At 37.0% G+C, this 18,729-nt stretch carries 15 protein-coding genes; 6 read left to right on the top strand and 9 right to left on the bottom strand.

The features are described from left to right. The 9 genes from glf to CGC50_RS01530 all read right to left on the bottom strand — a co-directional run bounded on the left by glf (nt 1) and on the right by CGC50_RS01530 (nt 12,981). Nucleotides 1–1,104: a UDP-galactopyranose mutase gene (glf, locus tag CGC50_RS01590; RefSeq protein WP_095909413.1), complete on the bottom strand. Its 1,104-nt coding sequence runs from the start codon at nt 1,102–1,104 to the stop codon at nt 1–3. Then, the gene (locus CGC50_RS01585) at nt 1,104–1,961 is read right to left on the bottom strand and encodes an NAD-dependent epimerase/dehydratase family protein (RefSeq protein WP_095909412.1); all 858 of its coding nucleotides are present in this window, start codon (nt 1,959–1,961) and stop codon (nt 1,104–1,106) included. Before CGC50_RS01585 ends, glf begins: the two co-directional genes overlap by 1 nt. 17 nt (nt 1,962–1,978) lie before the next feature. Beyond that, complete coding sequence (locus CGC50_RS01580) at nt 1,979–3,298, bottom strand: UDP-glucose dehydrogenase family protein (protein WP_095909411.1); 1,320 nt, start codon at nt 3,296–3,298, stop codon at nt 1,979–1,981. A gap of 78 nt (nt 3,299–3,376) precedes the next feature. Continuing rightward, the gene (gene pfkA / locus CGC50_RS01575; RefSeq protein WP_095909410.1) at nt 3,377–4,363 is read right to left on the bottom strand and encodes a 6-phosphofructokinase; all 987 of its coding nucleotides are present in this window, start codon (nt 4,361–4,363) and stop codon (nt 3,377–3,379) included. Between the two features lie 113 nt (nt 4,364–4,476). Then, the gene (locus CGC50_RS01570) at nt 4,477–6,237 is read right to left on the bottom strand and encodes an ABC transporter ATP-binding protein (RefSeq protein ID WP_198541626.1); all 1,761 of its coding nucleotides are present in this window, start codon (nt 6,235–6,237) and stop codon (nt 4,477–4,479) included. Between the two features lie 2,155 nt (nt 6,238–8,392). Then, entirely contained in the window at nt 8,393–9,640 is a 1,248-nt protein-coding gene (locus CGC50_RS01545; RefSeq protein ID WP_095909404.1) for an aromatic amino acid transporter, read from the bottom strand. Between the two features lie 70 nt (nt 9,641–9,710). Continuing rightward, nucleotides 9,711–10,934, bottom strand: a complete 1,224-nt coding sequence (locus tag CGC50_RS01540) for an aromatic amino acid transporter (protein WP_095909403.1) — start codon at nt 10,932–10,934, stop codon at nt 9,711–9,713. A gap of 75 nt (nt 10,935–11,009) precedes the next feature. Beyond that, nucleotides 11,010–12,257 carry an aromatic amino acid transporter gene (locus CGC50_RS01535; protein ID WP_095909402.1) on the bottom strand — a complete coding sequence of 416 codons (1,248 nt, stop codon included), beginning with the start codon at nt 12,255–12,257 and terminating at the stop codon, nt 11,010–11,012. Between the two features lie 13 nt (nt 12,258–12,270). After that, nucleotides 12,271–12,981: a hypothetical protein gene (locus tag CGC50_RS01530; protein ID WP_095909401.1), complete on the bottom strand. Its 711-nt coding sequence runs from the start codon at nt 12,979–12,981 to the stop codon at nt 12,271–12,273. Between the two features lie 78 nt (nt 12,982–13,059). Here CGC50_RS01530 and CGC50_RS01525 point away from each other — a divergent pair, with 78 nt between their 5' ends. The 6 genes from CGC50_RS01525 (at nt 13,060) to CGC50_RS01500 (ending at nt 18,726) form a co-directional block, all read left to right on the top strand. After that, nucleotides 13,060–13,554, top strand: a complete 495-nt coding sequence (locus CGC50_RS01525) for an LptE family protein (protein WP_002668411.1) — start codon at nt 13,060–13,062, stop codon at nt 13,552–13,554. A 1-nt stretch (nt 13,555) separates the two neighbouring features. Next, nucleotides 13,556–14,476, top strand: a complete 921-nt coding sequence (locus CGC50_RS01520) for a hypothetical protein (RefSeq protein WP_095909400.1) — start codon at nt 13,556–13,558, stop codon at nt 14,474–14,476. Between the two features lie 2 nt (nt 14,477–14,478). Next, entirely contained in the window at nt 14,479–14,823 is a 345-nt protein-coding gene (gene secG / locus CGC50_RS01515) for a preprotein translocase subunit SecG (protein ID WP_002668058.1), read from the top strand. A 282-nt stretch (nt 14,824–15,105) separates the two neighbouring features. Further along, nucleotides 15,106–15,963, top strand: coding sequence for a hypothetical protein (locus CGC50_RS01510; RefSeq protein ID WP_002668189.1), 858 nt, complete (start codon nt 15,106–15,108; stop codon nt 15,961–15,963). 84 nt (nt 15,964–16,047) lie between these two features. Beyond that, on the top strand, nt 16,048–16,830 hold the full coding sequence (gene mazG, locus CGC50_RS01505; RefSeq protein ID WP_095911254.1) for a nucleoside triphosphate pyrophosphohydrolase: 783 nt from the start codon (nt 16,048–16,050) through the stop codon (nt 16,828–16,830). Nucleotides 16,831–17,070: 240 nt separating this feature from the next. Beyond that, complete coding sequence (locus CGC50_RS01500; RefSeq protein WP_095909399.1) at nt 17,071–18,726, top strand: ribonucleoside-diphosphate reductase subunit alpha; 1,656 nt, start codon at nt 17,071–17,073, stop codon at nt 18,724–18,726. Nucleotides 18,727–18,729: the final 3 nt, after the last annotated feature.

Genomic DNA, 18,729 nt, shown 5'->3' with positions numbered 1-18,729 from the left:
TCAGCTATTTATTGTTTTTACTCTCTGTAATGCTGAAGCAATTACTTGGTGCATATCATAATACCTATATTCTGCCAATCGTCCTCCAAAAATAACATTGGTCAAAGTAGAAGCTTTCTCTTTATATTTGCTATACAACTCTTGATTAGCTGTATTATTTATAGGGTAATAGGCTTCTTTTTCTCTATCCCAATTCTGAGAGTATTCTTTGGTAATAACTGTATGTTTTTGTTTGCCAAATTCAAAGTGTTTATGTTCCACAATCCTAGTGTAGGGCGTTTCAGCATCAGTATAGTTCATCCCTGCACATCCCTGAAAGTTTTCCATCTCTAAAACTTCCGTTTCAAATCGTAAGGAGCGGTATTCTAATTCCCCAAAACAATATCCAAAATATTCATCTATCTTACCTGTATATACTACAGTATGAGCCAAACCATCATAATGGCTCTTGTTCTCAAGATAATCAACTCTTATTTTTGTTTCAATACCCTTGAGCATATTTTCTATGATAACATTATAACCGCCTATAGGAATTCCTTGATACCTATCATTAAAATAGTTATTGTCAAAAATATAACGCAGTGGTAATCTTTTGATAATAAAAGAAGGCAATTCTGTTGCGGGACGCCCCCATTGCTTTTCTGTATATCCTTTGATAAGCGTTTCATATACATCCTTACCAACTAGTGAAAGAGCTTGTTCTTCTAAATTTTTAGGAGAAGTAATTCCACTTTCTTTAATTTGTTTTTCTATAATTTGTTGTGCTTCAGTAGGCGTAGTAACCCCCCATAGCTGATAAAAAGTATTCATATTAAAAGGTAAACTATACAATTTACCTTTATAATTGGCCACAGGACTATATATAAAATGATTAAATTCAGCAAACTGATTTACATAATTCCAAATATCTTTATCATTAGTATGGAAAATATGTGGTCCATATTGGTGAACTTGTATTCCCTTTATCTCTTTACAATATACATTTCCTCCTAAATGTTCTCTTTTATCAATAACTAAACATTTTTTTCCTTTTTTAGTCATTTCACAAGCGAACACAGCTCCAAAAAGCCCAGCTCCTACAATTAGATAATCATATTCTTCCATTACCAAATATTATTTTTCAACTCTTCAATAAATTCCTTAATATGTCTCTTGGCTTTCCATCCGAGTGCTTCTGTTTTTTGGGTAACTACTTCAGCGGTCATACGGTTTCCCTTACGTTCGGGAAGCATTTGTATCTCACCTCCAAATAACTTGGCTATCTCTAAAACAGTATAAGTTTCGGGACTTCCTATACCGAAACCATCACCATTACCTTTTTCTCCTACAATAAGTAATCCAGATACTATATCCTCAATATGAGTAAAGTTACGTTGTTGCGTACCAGGGCTTACTACAGTAAGGGGTTCTCCTTTCTTCATTTTTTCAGTAAAGAGTGCAATAAGGGTTGCATACTTACCAGTACGGATCTCACGCTTACCATAAACATTGTAAAAATAAACAATAGCATACTCTAAACCATACCAATTACCATAGTTTTTCACTAACTCTGTGTTGGATGATTTACTCCAAGCATAAGGACTCTGGTCTTTACCTATACCTCCATCGCCAAACTTAGTGCTACTACCAGCATATACCAATTTGCAATGGTGTTTTCGGCAAAACTCTAATACTTTTAGAGTGCCTATTTTGTTGAACAAAAGGACCTTGTCTATATCGTCAAAGCTCTGTTCTACCCGTGAATATTCCCCCAGGTGATAGACAAGGTCTGGGGTAAAGTCAATCAGTTCAAAGATATGTTCAGTACTCCCTTCTATATAATTGACACCTTCTACATGGTTTTCTCGACTTCCTGTAAAATAGTTGTCTAATGAATAAACCTCATTGTTAGGGTTTTGAGCTAAGGTTTCACAAAGGTTTGAACCTACAAAGCCAGCACCTCCTGTTACTAATATTTTCATGTTATCTATTACCTGATTTAAACTCCTATTTGTATATATTCAAATCCTTTGTTTGGCAAGTCAAAAGCATTATACTGATTACGTCCGTCAAAGATTACTTTTTCTTTTAGTAACTTGCTGATCTCTTCAAAATCAGGTACACGGAACTCTTTCCATTCGGTAAGCAGTAGGAGGGCATCAGCTCCTTTGAGAGCATCATATTTACTTTCTACATAAGTTACCTCAACACCTTTTAGGTAACATACTTTGGCTTCATGTACAGCTTTAGGGTCATAGGCTTGTATCTTAGCGCCTCGTTTTACTAATTCCTTGATGATATAGATAGCAGGAGCTTCCCGCATATCATCTGTTTCAGGTTTGAAAGAGAGCCCCCATACAGCAAAGGTTTTTCCAGAGAGGTCTTCTCCATATTTTTTTATCACTTTTTGTGCAATGACATATTTCTGACGGTTATTGACATTGTCCACAGATTCTATAAGTTCAGCTTTGTAATTGACTTCTTCAGCCAATTTCTTTAATGCCAAAACATCCTTAGGAAAGCATGAACCTCCATATCCACAACCAGGATAGATAAAACTGTAGCCAATACGACTGTCTGACCCTATTCCTATACGTACTTTATTCACATCAGCACCTACACGCTCACAGATATTGGCAATCTCATTCATAAATGAGATTTTAGTGGCCAACATGGAGTTAGCTGCATATTTGGTCATTTCAGCCGAACGAATGTCCATTGCTATAAAGCCATCATGCTGCATAAAGAAAGGTGCATAGAGAGCCTTCATTTGGCTTAATGCATAGTCATTATCAGCTCCTACTACAACTCTGTCAGGCTTCATAAAATCTTGAATAGCTTTACCTTCTTTGAGAAACTCTGGGTTGGATACTACATAAAACTCATGAGAGACACCTCGCTTATCCAAGGCTTTCTGTACAGTAGTACGCACCTTATCTGCGGTACCTACAGGAACAGTCGATTTATCTACAATGATGAGCTTTCCCTGCATGGTCTCTCCAATGGATTGTGCTACAGAAAGTACATATTGTAAGTCAGCAGAACCATCATCTCCCATAGGAGTACCTACAGCAATAAAAGCAATTTCAGCATCTTTGATGGCTTCCCCTATTTCTGTTGTAAAAAATAAATTCTTACTAGCTACATTATTGAGTACCATGGTCTCTAACCCTGGTTCATAGATGGGGATAATTCCCTTTTTTAGATTTTCTATCTTTTCTTTATTGACATCTACACAAGTAACCTTGTTGCCCATTTCAGCAAAACAAGTACCTGATACCAAACCGACATAACCGGTTCCAATAACTGCTATTTTCATGTAAAAAATATTTTTGGCAAAGTTACAAAAAATGTTTTAATAAAGAGGAATGAGTATTGTTAAATTCACTAAAAAGAATTATATGCTCATAATCTCTGCAATACGGATAAGATCTGGGTCGAGCTTGCTTTCTCCTCCTTTGATGGCTTTTTCTAAAGGGGTAAGATCAATTTTGTCATTATTGATACCTACCATATAGTTGGACTTACCTTCGAGAAGAGATTCCACAGCTTTTACCCCCATACGGCTTGCCAATACACGGTCAAAGCAGGTAGGGGCACCGCCTCGCTGGATATGTCCCAGTACAGTGACACGAATATCGTAATCGGGGTTTTGCTTTTCTACGTATTTTTTAAGTTCGAAGACATTCTTTCCTGTAGTGTCTCCTTCAGCAACTACAATAATATTGGACATTTTCCCTTTATTGTGGTTGACCTCTATCTCGCTTACAAGTTCTTCCAAGGTACTATGTTGCTCTGGAATAAGGATTTTCTCGGCACCTCCTCCTATACCAGAGTTCAGAGCGAGGAAGCCAGCATCACGCCCCATTACCTCAATAAAGAACATACGGTTGTGGGAGCTGGCAGTATCACGGATCTTGTCGATGGCTTCTACTACGGTATTCAGGGCTGTATCATAACCTAAGGTATAGGTAGTCCCATAGATATCGTTGTCAATAGTACCAGGGATTCCCATGACAGGAAAACCAAATTCTTGATTGAAGAGAAGTGCACCAGTGAAGGATCCATCTCCACCAATAACTACTAAGGCATCAGCGCCGGCTGCAACAAGATTTTCATAGGCTTTCTTGCGCCCTTCAGGGGTACGGAAATCCTTAGAACGTGCTGATTTAAGAAAAGTACCTCCTCGGTTGATGAGATTGCGTACACTACGAGCATCTAAGGGAGTAAAGTCATTCTCTATCATTCCTTGGTAGCCTCGGTATACTCCTAATACTTCTACATTGTGATAGACACAGGTGCGCACTACCGAACGTATGGCAGCATTCATCCCAGGAGCATCTCCTCCAGAGGTGAGGACAGCTATTTTTTTTATGTTTGTCATAATCGTTATAATTGGTATTATTTATTGGGGCAAATTTACGGAAAAAATCCATAATAGCTCCAAAAATAAAAGTTTTTTCTCTATTTTTTGTATCTCTGTGGTAGTCAGAGGGTTTATTCAGAAGCAAACTGCATGTCGTACAGGTTTTTATAGTATCCGTTGGGAATTTCAAGTAGCTGTTCATGAGTACCTTCTTCCACGATATTTCCTTTGTTCATCACAATGATCCTATCGGCCTTGCGTACGGTGGAGAGGCGGTGGGCAATCACAATGGAGGTACGCCCTTGGGTGATTTTTTCTGTAGCTTGCTGTAGGAGCTTTTCCGAATGCGAGTCCACTGAAGCGGTAGCCTCGTCAAGGATAAGTATTTTTGGCTTGTGTACATAGGCGCGCAGGAAGGAAATCAGTTGTCGCTGTCCGGCAGAAAGTACAGCTCCTCGCTCTTTCACATCGAATAGGTAGCCGTTGGGCAGCTGTTCTATGAAGTCGTGGATGCCTATTTCCTTGGCTGCTTCTTTGACCTGTTCTAAGGTGATGTTCTCATCTCCTAAGGTGATGTTGTAGAAGATACTATCGGCAAATAGAAAGACATCTTGAAGGACAACGCTTATCTGTTTGCGGTAGTTTTCCAGATTATAGTCGTTGCAATCCACCCCATCTATGAGTATTTTTCCAGAATTGGCCTTATAAAAACGTGAGAGGAGCTGTATCACGGTGGATTTTCCTGCTCCAGTAGCCCCAACAATGGCTATTGTTTCTCCTTGTTGTGCAGAGAAACTGATTCCATGAAGTATTTCTTCTTCTTTTTTGTAGCCAAAGATAACTTTGTTAAATTGAATATTTCCTTCTATGTCTCGGCAGATACCTCCTAGGGCTTCTTCTTGGTTTTCCTTGCCCTCCTCCATAATATCAAAAACACGTCCGGCGGCAACCATCCCCATTTGTAGTACAGTAAACTTGTCTGCAATATGGCGCAGTGGACGATATAGCTCCTGAACTAATTGGACAAACATAAAGATTACCCCCAGACTGGCCATTTCGTGGTGGGCAACTTGTAAGCCTCCATACCAAATAACCAAAGCAATAGCAATAGAACTTAATATTTCAGCAATAGGAAAGTAAATAGAGTTCTGGAGGATATTGCGCAACCATGCTTTTTTATGTTTTTCATTAATCTCTTGAAAGGCTTTGTACTCCTGCTCCTCTCGGGTGAAAAGTTGGACTACTTTGATTCCTGTGATGCGTTCCTGTACAAAAGAATTTAAGTTGGCTACCTCTCGACGGATGTCTGTAAAGGCAGCTTTGCTCGCTTTCTGGAAGAGATGGGTAGCATAAATGATAATTGGTAGAGTCAGGAAAGTAAGGAGTGATAATTTCCAATCAGTTAGCAACATCAGGGACATAATCAGTAGCATTTTGAGGATATCCGAAATAATCTCAAAAAATCCTGCGCTGAAAATCTCTCCAATACGTTCTAAGTCATTTACTGCACGAGTAATCAATACTCCTACAGAAGATTGGTTGTGGTATTTCATATTGAAGCGAAGCATTAGAGAGAATAACTTCTTTCTCATGTCATAAATCACCATTTGTCCTATCCATCCGGAGTAATAAGCAAAGGAAATCTGAGAGATAATTTCAGATAGGAGAATCCCTACCAAGAGCAAACTGGCATATAATAAGCCTTCGTAGTCCTTGGGAACAATATAAGTATTGATAATTTCCTTGGAGATATAAGCCCTGAGAGAACTTGCTCCAGATATATAGATGGAAAGGAAGGCTACTAAGGCAAATATCCATTTGTATGGCTTGGTGTAGCTAAAAAGTTTTTTTAAGATACTGAAATCGTTGGTTTTAGTTTTTTGTTGAGACATTTTGTTTGTATGATTATCAAAAGGAGTTGTCAGGAGCATTGCTTATCTGCGAGCATATCTGTATGGTATTTATGGCTATTGTTGTGTGCTTCTAAGGTTCTGGTATAGAATTAAGGATCATTTTTTATATTGATAACAGCATTTTTTTACAAGGAAAAGATCAAGCCAGACCAATACATGCTTTTTCATACTTATGTGGTAAGTAAAAAAAGAGTAGCTTTTTCTCTATCAAAAATCGTTCCAAAAAGGTTATTTTTAGATTTTTTTGATAAATATTTTTCTGATAAGCAGAAATACAGCTATTAAGAATAATAAATGATGTAAAGGATCCATCATTATTGAAGGAAATCCTTCTGAGATGTCGAACATACGATCGCTATAATCAGAAGGAGACATACGAATATTCTCGAACATTTCTCCCAAAAAGAAAATGTAGCTTATCGTACAAAGTAACCAATTGATAATACAAAAGTATAAAAATCTATTCTTTTTGACAAACAAAAAAGTAATCAATAGGCTTACTAAGTAAAGCAACACAGTAGGAAATAATAAGTAAAAATATTCACGTATTGTCATAGTTTGTAGGTTTTTAAAATGAATAATTCTCTTATGGTTTCTATTTTTTCTCCAATATTATCTTTCTATATACATAGAGTAGGGGAAGAGCACATATTATCCCAATTCCAATATTAGTAAGACTAAGAATTTCCACAAAGATAAGTTGAAAAGTTTCTTTCACATATTTTACAACTTTTGATATATTTCTCTGCAGAAAGAAGCGTTAAGAAAAAAGTAAAACTCAATAAAAAGGGAATAATAAGATCAAGAATAAATCCCATCTTATAAGAGTCCGTCACCTCTTCTTTGTTAGCAAGAGCAAAAGGTATCATTGAGATGATAAAGAAAAGAGTACTTAAAGCAAGGTCAAGCTTTAATTTGTTGAGAAAAGAAGTTTTTTTTCATATCCATTATTTTTACTTATCGTTTATGTATTTTTTTAGTACTATATAGGAAGAGACAATAATAATACAAAAATAACTAGTGGTAGAAAATCTAAAATAAAGTAATTCCATAATATATGTTATTTTTGAAACCTCTTCATTTGAGTAAATAGATATAGTTTCATCATTGAGAATTTGTTCTCCAAAATGATAAATAATATCAACAATAGTAGCTATAAATATAAGGCAACTGTAGAACAGAATGTAAAATGAATAAGTATCCTTCTTTATTTTTCTGAAAAGTATGAGTAATATAAAAAATATGAGCACTAAAGAAAGATAATTGAATTGATAAATTAAGAATAGTATGAGTACCTCTTGTTTATTTTGATATCCTAAACAGGGAAGAAACATCATACATTCAAAAAACAGCAAAAATAATAAGCTGTAGATTGCATATTTTTTTATATATAATACGGTTGATTCCATAATATTATTTTTTTAATAGTAGATGAGTATTTAGAATTATATTTTGTGGTTTGCATATTTTTTTAGAATGAAAAAAGAGGAAATTATATAAACAGAAATGATATCAGTGTCCAAAAATCTGCTGAGAAATAATTGCATTATTTCCTCTCTGTGTGAGAATAATTCGTTCCAAAAATGGTATTCAAAACGTTTATCTCTTCCTATGTAAAATTCTATACATTGGTATATTACAAATGATATAACAGATAAAAGATGAAAACAAATATAAAATAGCGTATAGAACTTATAGGTATCCCTTTTTTTCTTTTCACATAGTAAAAGCAAAGCAAAGAATACAACAAAAGAGATAATATCTACTCTCTCTAATTGTATCATCTCTTTAAAATTATCCATATTCATAGTATAAAATATAGGTATATAGAAAATGAATTTACCAATAAGGACAACTAAAATACTATAAAGAAAATATTTTGTAATTTTTGAAATTATGTTATTCATATTTGTAAATTTTTATATGTTATCGTATTTATTTTTATTTGAAATCATTGTCATAAGGTTATGATGATGTGGTAAAAAATATTTTAATAGTTTCTGATAGTAAGATTTGTTATATTCAAAAATTTCAATGTGTCTGACAATAAAATGTATTAAAAAATATTTTGTAACCTATTTCTTATTATCTAAAAATGATTTTATTAGTAGTGTGATTTGATTTATAATTTACATTATTCTCCTTTGAAAGTAGGAATCCAATTTAGCTGAGAAGCTATATAGCAAAATATATTAAGCAAACCAAAAAGTATTACTACATAAATCATCCACTTCCCACCAAATACTTTATAATTACTTTTTGCAAATTTCTTCCTACTGGCACGGACCAGAAGAGCGGGAGTGATAATCATCCAAATACTTACGGCAAGTCCCGCATAGCCAATGGCTGTTACAAATCCATAAGGATAAACTAGGCTCATCAGTAGCGGAGGGACGAAGGTAATCAAAGCCGTTTTTATTCTTCCCCATAGGTCATTGCCTAATTTGAATACATCGGAAATATAATCAAACAGACCTAAGGTTACCCCTAAGAAAGAGCTAGCAATAGCCATATAAGCAAAGAAATCAAGCAATACACTTATAGATTGTGTAGGGATATATTTGTTTAAGGCTGTTAATAAGGTAGCTACATCTCCATTCTTAGCAATGATGGGAGCAAATTCAGACCTTGGTAAGTTTCCTTGTACAGCCATTTGCCAAGAAATATAGATAAGCAGCGACAGAAGCGAACCTATAAGAATAGCATACATCACTCTTTTACTATTTCCTTCATAGTAATTTACCAAAGTAGGCACACAAACATGATAACCAAAAGAGACTAAACAGGTAGGGATCGCCGAAAGCAGATAAGGAAGGTAGGAAGTCTCCGTATGTGCTACTGTATTGAGTAAGATCTCGCTCTTGGCAGAACTTAGCAATCCTGTTGTCGATAAGAAAAAAGCAATCACCATACCAGAAATAAGAATTGTGCTCATCCTGTCCACTGCCTTGGTAGAAATACTTACAAAAAGTGCTAATGCCAGACAGAAAAGCAATGCCGCAAAAGTATGATTGATAGGAAGTTCAGGAACAAACCGATTGAGCAAACTCTTGGTGATGCTTCCTCCTGAGGTAATATAAGCATACGTAAGGATATACAGGGTGAAGGCCACCGAAATTCCGTTGAATATATTCCAGCCTTTTCCTAATAGTTGGGTTGTGATTGTGTCAAAATTAGCACCTTTTTCAAAGTGAAGATTGGCTTCTAAAAGCATTAATGCCGATAGGGTGGTGATGCCCCAAATGAAAAGGAATAATAGCACGGAGCCAAAGAACCATATCCCGGACATGGCAGTCGGATTGGCAAGCATCCCTGCCCCTATAGCGGTTCCTGCAATAATCATTGACCCTCCTAATAGGGACGGGAGTTTTTGTTTGTTCATTTTTTATTTAGAAATTAAGTTTGGTTGTTGGATTTAAGATGTTGTTTCTCAGTTCTGTAAAGCCCAACGACTAACGACTTACCACTAATTGTACCACAATATTCAGCACTCCCATAGCAATCATAAAATAGATGAGGGGAATCCCTCCAAAGGTGCGATAGGTAGTTGCCTGAGGAAACTTCTTTCTACTGGAGCGAACCATTAGAGCAGAAATCATTATTGAGGAGAAACTCACAGCAACACCTGCATAGGCAATAGCGGTTACAAATCCATAAGGATAAAGAAGACTCATTAGTAAAGGGGGCAAGAAGGTAATCAAGGTAGTTTTTATTCTTCCCCATAAGCTATTACCAAAGTGGAACAAATCAGCAATATAATCAAAGAGGCCTAAGGTTACTCCCAAGAAAGAGCTGGCAATGGCCATATAGGCAAAAAAATCAAGCACTACACTAATAGCTTGGGTCGGTATGTAAGCACTTAAGGCATTTAGAAGTGCAGCTACATCACCTCCTTTAGCAATCACAGGGGCAAAGGCTTCATGTGGAAGATTTCCTTGTACGGCCATTTGCCATAGTACATATATGAAAAAGGCAATTCCTGTACCTATGAGAATGGATTTTATAACGAGTTGGCTGTTTTTGTGATAGTAGCTTACCAAACTGGGCAAACATACATGATAACCAAAAGACACCAAGCACATGGGCAGAGCGGAAAATAGATAAAGAATATAGGAGGGATCCTCTTGAGCTGTGGTATCGAACAAAACAGAGGCTTTTACAGAGCTGAGTAGTCCCGTTGTGGAAAGGAAAAAGGCTATAATCATTCCGCCAATAAGTAGGGTACTTAATCGGCTGACAGCTCTGGTGGAAATACTGATAAACAAGGCTAATACAAAACAAAAAAGAATGGAACTTCCACTATGACTAAGCTCAAGTTGAGGAACAAATTGTAGCAAGAGCCTTTCAGTAATTCCTCCTCCTGAGGTGATATAAGCATAGGTGAGTATATAGAGGGTGAAGGTTACCGCAAGCCCATTGGCAATATTCCAACCTTTACCTAGGAGCTTAGTTACCATGGTGTTGAAGTTAGCTCCTTCAGGAAAATGAAGGTTGGCTTCCAAAAGCATAAGCCCCGCCACTACGGTATAGAACCATGTAAAGAGCAGCATGACTACCGAACCTATGAACCAGATACCTGACATGGCAGTAGGGTTAGCGAGCATTCCTGCTCCTATAGCAGTTCCTGCAATAATCATAGAACCCCACAATAGGGAAGGAAGTTTTTGTTTGTTCATTATTTGAAAGTTATTATAGAGTTATAGAATTTAAGGGATGTAGGGGGAAAGGCAATGCACCTCATATGTCATTTGCTACTGACCGCTGAAAGTTGCTATCCATCCCAGCTGTATTCCTATTTGGGCAAATATATTCAGTAAACCAAAGATGATGATAAAATAAATCATTCCTTTTCCTCCATACACTTTATAAGAAGACTCAGGAAACTTTTTACGGCTGGCCTGTACCAATAGAGCGGGAACTATGGCTGCCCAAAGAGTAGCTGCCAATCCAGCATAACCAATGGCGATGACAAAGCCATAAGGAAACTGTAAGCTCAGTAGTAGAGGAGGGAGAAAGGTCAGTAAGGCTGTCTTAGCCCTTCCCCAAGGGGTGTCAGGTAGCTTGAGCAAATCCGCTATATAATCAAAAAGTCCTAAGGTTACCCCCAAGAAAGAACTGGCAATAGCCATATAAGCGAAGAAGTTTAGAGCAATACTTATATATTGGATAGGTATATAGGCACTTAGTGCTTCCAAAAGAGCTGCTACATCTCCACCCTTAGCTATGACAGGAGCGAATTTGTCTCTTGGGAGGTTTCCTTGTACTGCCATTTGCCATAATATATAGATAAAAAGCGCTAAAAGAGTTCCGATAAATATGGATTGCATCACACGGCGTCCATCTCGATTATAGTATTTGACCAAGCTGGGAACATTTCCATGAAAGCCAAAAGAGACTAAGCACACAGGGAGTGCTGTAAGCAAGTAGGGGAGATGTGCTGTTGCATTTTTATTTTGAATATCCAACAATATATGACTACTTACCGAAGAGAGTAGTCCAGTTGTTGAGAGAAAGAAAGCAATGATCATACCTCCAATAAGAATAGTGCTTAGCCTGTCTACAGCTTTAGTAGAAAACCATACAAAAAGGCCTAATACTAAGCAAAAAAGCAAAGATCCTATGCTTCTAGAGATTTGTACTTCTCCTTGTAGGCTATTAATGGCATTTTCAGTAATACTTCCCCCAGAGGTAATATAGGCATATGTCAGGATATAGAGCACAAAAGCCACAGAAAGCCCATTGAGAAAATTCCAGCGCTTTCCAAGCAAATCTGTAACAATGGTATCAAAACTAGCTCCAGTAGGGTAGTGGAGATTGGCCTCCAAGAGCATAAGTCCGGAAGTAGTCATACAGAACCAAGTATAAAACAGAATGATTGCCGAACCCACAAACCATATTCCTGCAGTAGAGGTAGGATTGGCAAGCATTCCAGCCCCAATGGCCGTTCCGGCAATAATCATAGCTCCTCCCAGTAGGGAGGGAATTTTTTTTTGTGTCATGTTTTAGTTTGATTTACAATAACATATATAATAAAAATCCCTGTAAAAGAGCATTGATAATCAGTGCCCAGAGTGCCCAATAGCCTCGGCGCTCATCCTCCACGCTCTCCTGCATATAGTGTTGTACTTTTTCATATAGGACATCGCTTTGCTTCTGTGGGGAAGTAAGGGTAGGAGTGGCTACAATATCGGCGACAAAGCCTACCATAGGAGTAAAAGAAAGCACAAAGAGCAGGGGCTTTTGGAAAGCCTTGGGAATCTTAGGAAGAAAACGCTGGAAGGTATCTTGCAACTGCCCTTTACTGATAATTTTTTCAGTGGTATTCTCTGCTTTTTGGAAAATACTTTCGAATACTTTTTGAATCTGAGGTTGAAATTGATTGAAAAGATAGGAAGCATATTCCATTTTAAGCAAATCAAAAACTTTTCTGATGGCGATAAATACAAATAGTACACCTATTCCTATCATAAGAAGCAGGAAAAATAGTTTTTTATAAGCAAAAGTATGGCTAAAAAGTAGATAAACCCCCACCAAAAAAAAGATAAGATTCACTATGGTAAAGAATAAGATATTCTTTATAGACTTTACCCCAGAGCCAATTCCTAACACACTCATTTCTTTAAATATTTTCAGAAGATTAGAGCTCCTCTGTAGGCGTTTGAGTTCGTTAGAGAGTTCTAAAGACCCCTCTGAGTTCTCTTTATTTTTTTCCAGAGTTCCCATAAGTGATATTTTTTTGCAAAGGTATAAAAAAATTTTTTTTATTAAAAATATAGTTGTACTTTTGCAAAAAATTTTCCGTTGAAAAAACTAATTTTATTTTTGTGCCTTTTATGTGGTATATCCTCTTGTGGTATCTATAATTTCACAGGAGGAAGCACAGGGAATGCCAAAACTTTTCAGGTGAATTTTTTTCAAAATAGAGCGCCGCTGATAGAGCCAGGAATGGATAGAGAGTTCACTTTCTACCTACAGGATTTGATTAATAATCAAACAAATCTTTCGCTTACCAATAGCAATGGAGACTTGGTCTATGAGGGAGAAATAACAAACTTTACAGTGGCTCCTATGGCTGCTACAGCAGATCAGCGAGCAGCCCAGAACCGCCTTACAGTGACAGTCAATGTGCGCTTTACTAATAATAAGGAAGAGGACAAGGATTTCGAAAAACAGTTTTCTCACTATTACGATTTCCCTGCCAATGCGCAGCTTAGTTCGGTCAAGAGTGCTGCTTTTGAGGCTATTTTTGAGCGAATAGGACAGGATATTTTTAATGCTTCTTTAGCGAATTGGTAAAATGACAGCAGCAGAACTCTCTCTTATCATGAAGCAGCCTAATCATATCACCTTGTCACAGGTCTATGAGCTGGAGAATATCATACACGAATACCCTTATTTTCAGGTAGTAAAGGCTGTGTATCTGAAGATATTATATGCACAAGAGAGCTATCGTTATAATAAAGAACTGAAAATAACAGCTGCTCATATAGGCAATAGAACTTTATTGTTTGATTTTATCACCTCTTCTTCTTTTAAGGAAAAGAAAGATTTCTTTAAGAAGAGTTCCATGCCCAAAGCTTATGCTGATGAGGCCATTCCGTCAGAGTTTACCACTTATGTAACGGGAGACGCCTTTGAGCGAAAGGAGTATTATCCTATAGAGAATCACAATGCATCTTCTGTGAGAACAGAGCAAGGTGAGCAGACAGAGCAAGATGATATAAAGGGCTCTTTTGTTCCTACTTCAGAGCAGACAAGAGGTGAGGAAGAGGCTTTACAGATGGGTAAGCCTATAGAATTTCAAAAAGCAGATAAGCATTCTTTTGCCCAATGGTTAGAAGTGACACGCTACAAACCTATTGATAGAAGAGTCCATGCAACTGCTTCAGTAGATTTACCTTTTGTGGATAAGAATATATTTGAGGAAGGGGATGCCCGTGCTAAGAAGTTTGATCTGATAGACAAATTCTTGGAAAGCAATCCTAAGATAGAAGTTAATAAGGATTATGATGCACCGAGTGCAGTGGAGATTGTGGAGAAGAAGGATATAGGACGACAGTTCATGACTGAAACTTTGGCAAAGGTATACCTTGAACAAGGAAAATATAGTGAAGCTATTCAGGCTTATCAGATATTAATGCTTAAAAATCCAGCTAAAAGCGGTTATTTTGCAGAACAAATTGCAATTATTAGAAAATTACAACAAAATAAATTATAATTATGCTAACATTCAACATTGTTTTAGGGCTTATTCTATTGGTATCTTTCTTATTGATATTAGTAGTCATGGTGCAACAGCCTAAAAGTGGAGGTCTTTCATCTTCTTTTGGAGGGAATGCACAGATCGTAGGAGGGGTAAAGAAAACAGGAGATTTTCTTAATACAAGTACATGGACACTAGGGGTGTCTCTTATTGTACTTTCCCTTATCAGTAATCTTATTCTTACCAACGCCCATCCAGAGCGAGGTGGAAGTGTTTTAGATGGGGTAAGCACACCTCCTGTCTCTACACAACAGCCTGTACAGACCCCTCCAACACAACAACAAAGCAATCCTCAAAAATAAAATGTAATAAAAATCAAAAACAATATTAATTTATATTAATATTGTTTTTGTTGTTATTAATATAAACTTTTTGAAAAGCGGTTTGTATAGGAGGCTATCTTTCTGATAGAGAGTGTCTAATGTTACTATGGTAGAACCCTTGGTATAGTATTAGAATTTATAAATTTTAAAAATAGAGATATATAAAATGTTGATAACTTCTGCGGAATAACTCCTTGTAGAATTGAAATAATCTCTATATTTGCAATTACAAATAAAAGAAATTTTAAAATAAAACGAAAGATGAAATTAAGACTATTCCTATTATTATTAGTTAGTGGGATGCAGGTATTTGCACAGGTGGGCAACTCAAGAGAAAGTAAGAACCACTTGAAGGATATGAATCTTTACGGAAAAGTAAAGACATTCAAAATAACTCCCTATAAATTAGTAGATTATTTTGGAAAAGTAACAAAAGGAGATAAACAAGACTTCTGGAGAGGAGATGTAGTCATTGTTTTTGATGAGCAAGGCTACAAAGCAGAGAATAATACCTATAATAAGGTAGGGCAACTCTCTCAAAAAGTAGTCTATAAATATGATGCTAAAGGCAAACGTACTTCTCGAGACTTATATAACTCTTATGGTAAGTTACAGATGAAATTCCTTTATGTATATGACAATAAGGGATACAAGACTGCCTATAATAGCTATTCTCCTACAGGAGAACTCAACGATTCTTATCTATATAAAAATGATGATAAGGGACGTATGATTGAGGAGACTTGGATTAAAAAGGACAAATCTTTCGGATCAAAATATACATATGAGTATGATAAGTTAGGAAAATTGATAAAAATGTGCCAATATACTACTTCTGAAACTCAAGTGGACAACTGTACTTCTTACAAGTATGATAAATTGGGGCAAATAGTGGAGATGGAAATTTATAGTAATAATGCTCTATCAAGAAGAAGTGTTATTACATATGACGACAAAGGTAATGAAAAGGAAATAAAATACTATGATGGTAAGGGAGTATTCTTGGAAGAAAGAGCTTACGAATATAAGTTTGATAAGCATGGAAATTGGATAGAAAGAATAGAGTATATCAATCAGTTCCCTAAGAGTTTCTTAGAAAGAGAAATTACTTACTATTAGGATTGTTTTTATTTGACATATGTTTAGAAGGGGTTGTTCTATTTCTATAGAATGACCTTTTTTTATTTTTTAATAGATAAAATCATGCAAGAAAAAAGAGAAAAACAACTACAGGCCTTTGGTCGCCTATTGGATATTATGGATGAGCTTCGTGAGAAATGCCCATGGGATAGGAAGCAAACCATGGAAACCCTTCGTCCCCTTACCATAGAAGAATTGTATGAACTTACCGATGCCATTCTGGCAGATGATTCTCAAGAGATTAAGAAAGAATTAGGGGATCTTCTTCTGCATATAGTCTTCTATGCTAAGATTGCAAGTGAGAAGAATTTGTTTGATATAGAGGATGTTATCCAATCCATCTGTGAGAAACTTATCCAGCGGCACCCTCATATCTATGGAGATGTATCGGTAAGGAATGAAGAAGAAGTCAAGCAGAATTGGGAAAAGATAAAACTACAGAAGGGGAGTAAAGGGGTACTTTCGGGAGTTCCTAAGAGCTTACCTTCCTTAGTCAAGGCTTATCGGATACAGGAGAAAGTGGCTGGAGTAGGTTTTGATTGGAGCAATAGGGAAGAGGTATGGAAGAAGTTTCAAGAAGAACTCTCTGAACTTGAGGCAGAGATAAAGAAAGGAGATTCACAGAAAACAGAAAAGGAAATGGGAGATGTCTTCTTTAGCTTGGTTAATTATGCTCGTTTTTTGAAAATAAATCCCGAAAATGCTTTGTCGCTAACTAATGAGAAATTCTTACAACGTTTTGATTTTCTTGAGAGTAGCGCTAAGTCGCAAGGTAGAGATATCACCGATCTCACTCTTGAGGAAATGAACGATCTATGGGAACAATCGAAAGTCTATTTCTATTAAATAATTGTTAATGTTGTGTAGGTGTTTTTTTCTATAATTCAGATATACATAGTATTGCTTTTTGGTAATAAAAAGACATTGTTAAATCTTTTGATAAGTGGGTGGGTATTGGAGTTTATTTTATATCTTTGCGCACTGAGAAACGATTTGTATAACCATGAGATTCTACCTAATAATTGCCTTATTATTAGGTATCTTTTTTACAAAACAAGGAACAAATAAACAAGAAAGGACAAAATAATGAACCAAGAAAATGACATTTGGTGGCTTAATGACGAATCTGAACAGATACTCAATCGCGGGTACTTGCTCAAGGGAGAAAGTGTAGAAGGGGCAATAGAGCGTATCACGAGTGCTGCAGCTAAGCGATTGTATAAGCCTGAGTTACAACCTGCATTCAAAGAAATGATTACTAAGGGTTGGATTAGTTTTTCTTCTCCTATATGGGCGAATATGGGTACCGAGAGAGGACTGCCTATTTCCTGTTTCAATGTACATATTCCCGATAGTATAGAAGGGATCACCCATAAGCTTGGGGAGGTAATTATGCAAACAAAGATAGGTGGAGGCACCTCTGGATATTTTGGAGAGTTGCGTCACCGTGGTTCTGCCGTTACGGACAATGGAAAATCCAGTGGTGCGGTGAGCTTTATGAAGCTATTTGATTCAGCTATGGATGTAGTCTCTCAAGGGGGGGTACGTCGTGGTGCTTTCGCAGCTTATTTAGACATAGATCACCCAGATGCTGAGGAGTTCCTACAGATAAAAGATACAGGCTATCATATACAAAACCTATTTTTTGGTGTGTGTGTGCCAGACTATTGGATGCAAGAAATGATCGAAGGGGATACTGAGAAGCGAAAGTTATGGGCAAGAGTCTTGGAATCACGTCAGCAAAAGGGGCTTCCTTATATTTTCTTTACAGACAATGTAAACCGTAAGCGCCCACAGGTGTATAAGGATAACAACATGTTCATCCATGCTAGCAATCTTTGTAGTGAGATCATGCTTCCTTCCAGCGAAGAGGAGTCTTTCATCTGTTGTCTTTCTTCTATGAACTTAGAACTCTTTGATGAATGGAAGGACACCAAGGCAGTGAAGTTGGCTATCTTTTTCTTGGATGCAGTACTCTCTGAATTCATTGAGAAGACCAAAGGGAACTACTACCTACAGTCGGCACGCAACTTTGCCATTCGCCATCGTGCAGTAGGCTTAGGGGTATTAGGTTATCATTCTTACTTACAGAAGAATATGATTCCTTTTGAAAGCTTTGAGGCTACTCAGTTCAACGCTCGTGCTTTTCAGCATATCCAGAGTGAGGCAGAGAAAGCCACTCAGGAGTTGGCGCACATCTATGGTGAGCCAGAATTACTTAAGGGATATGGCAGGAGAAATGCAACCACTATGGCCATAGCACCTACTACATCCAGCTCAGCTATCTTAGGACAGGTATCTCCAGGGATAGAGCCTTTCTCCAGCAACTACTACAAGGTGGGGCTCTCCAAAGGAAACTTTATGCGTAAGAACAAATACCTCACTCAACTCTTGGAAGAAAAAGGACTTAATAATGAGGATATTTGGCGAAGCATACGTCTTTCTGATGGTTCTGTGCAGCACTTACAAGAACTTACTCAGGAGGAAAAGAATGTATTCAAGACCTTCAAGGAAATATCTCCTATGGAGATTATTACCCAAGCGGCACAGCGCCAACAGTATATAGACCAGTCTCAGAGTCTAAACCTCAACATACCACCTACCATGCCTGTAAGGGATGTGAACAAGGTGCTTATTGAGGCTTGGAAGCTAGGAGTAAAGAGCCTTTATTACCAGCGTAGCCAGTCGGTAGCCAAGGAAATGATTATGAACTTTGTCAATTGTAGTAGTTGTGAGTCTTGATTT

It is taken from the genome of Capnocytophaga gingivalis, from assembly GCF_002302415.1.
Lineage (GTDB): Bacteria > Bacteroidota > Bacteroidia > Flavobacteriales > Flavobacteriaceae > Capnocytophaga > Capnocytophaga gingivalis.
This window is presented reverse-complemented; position numbering and strand designations above follow the sequence as displayed.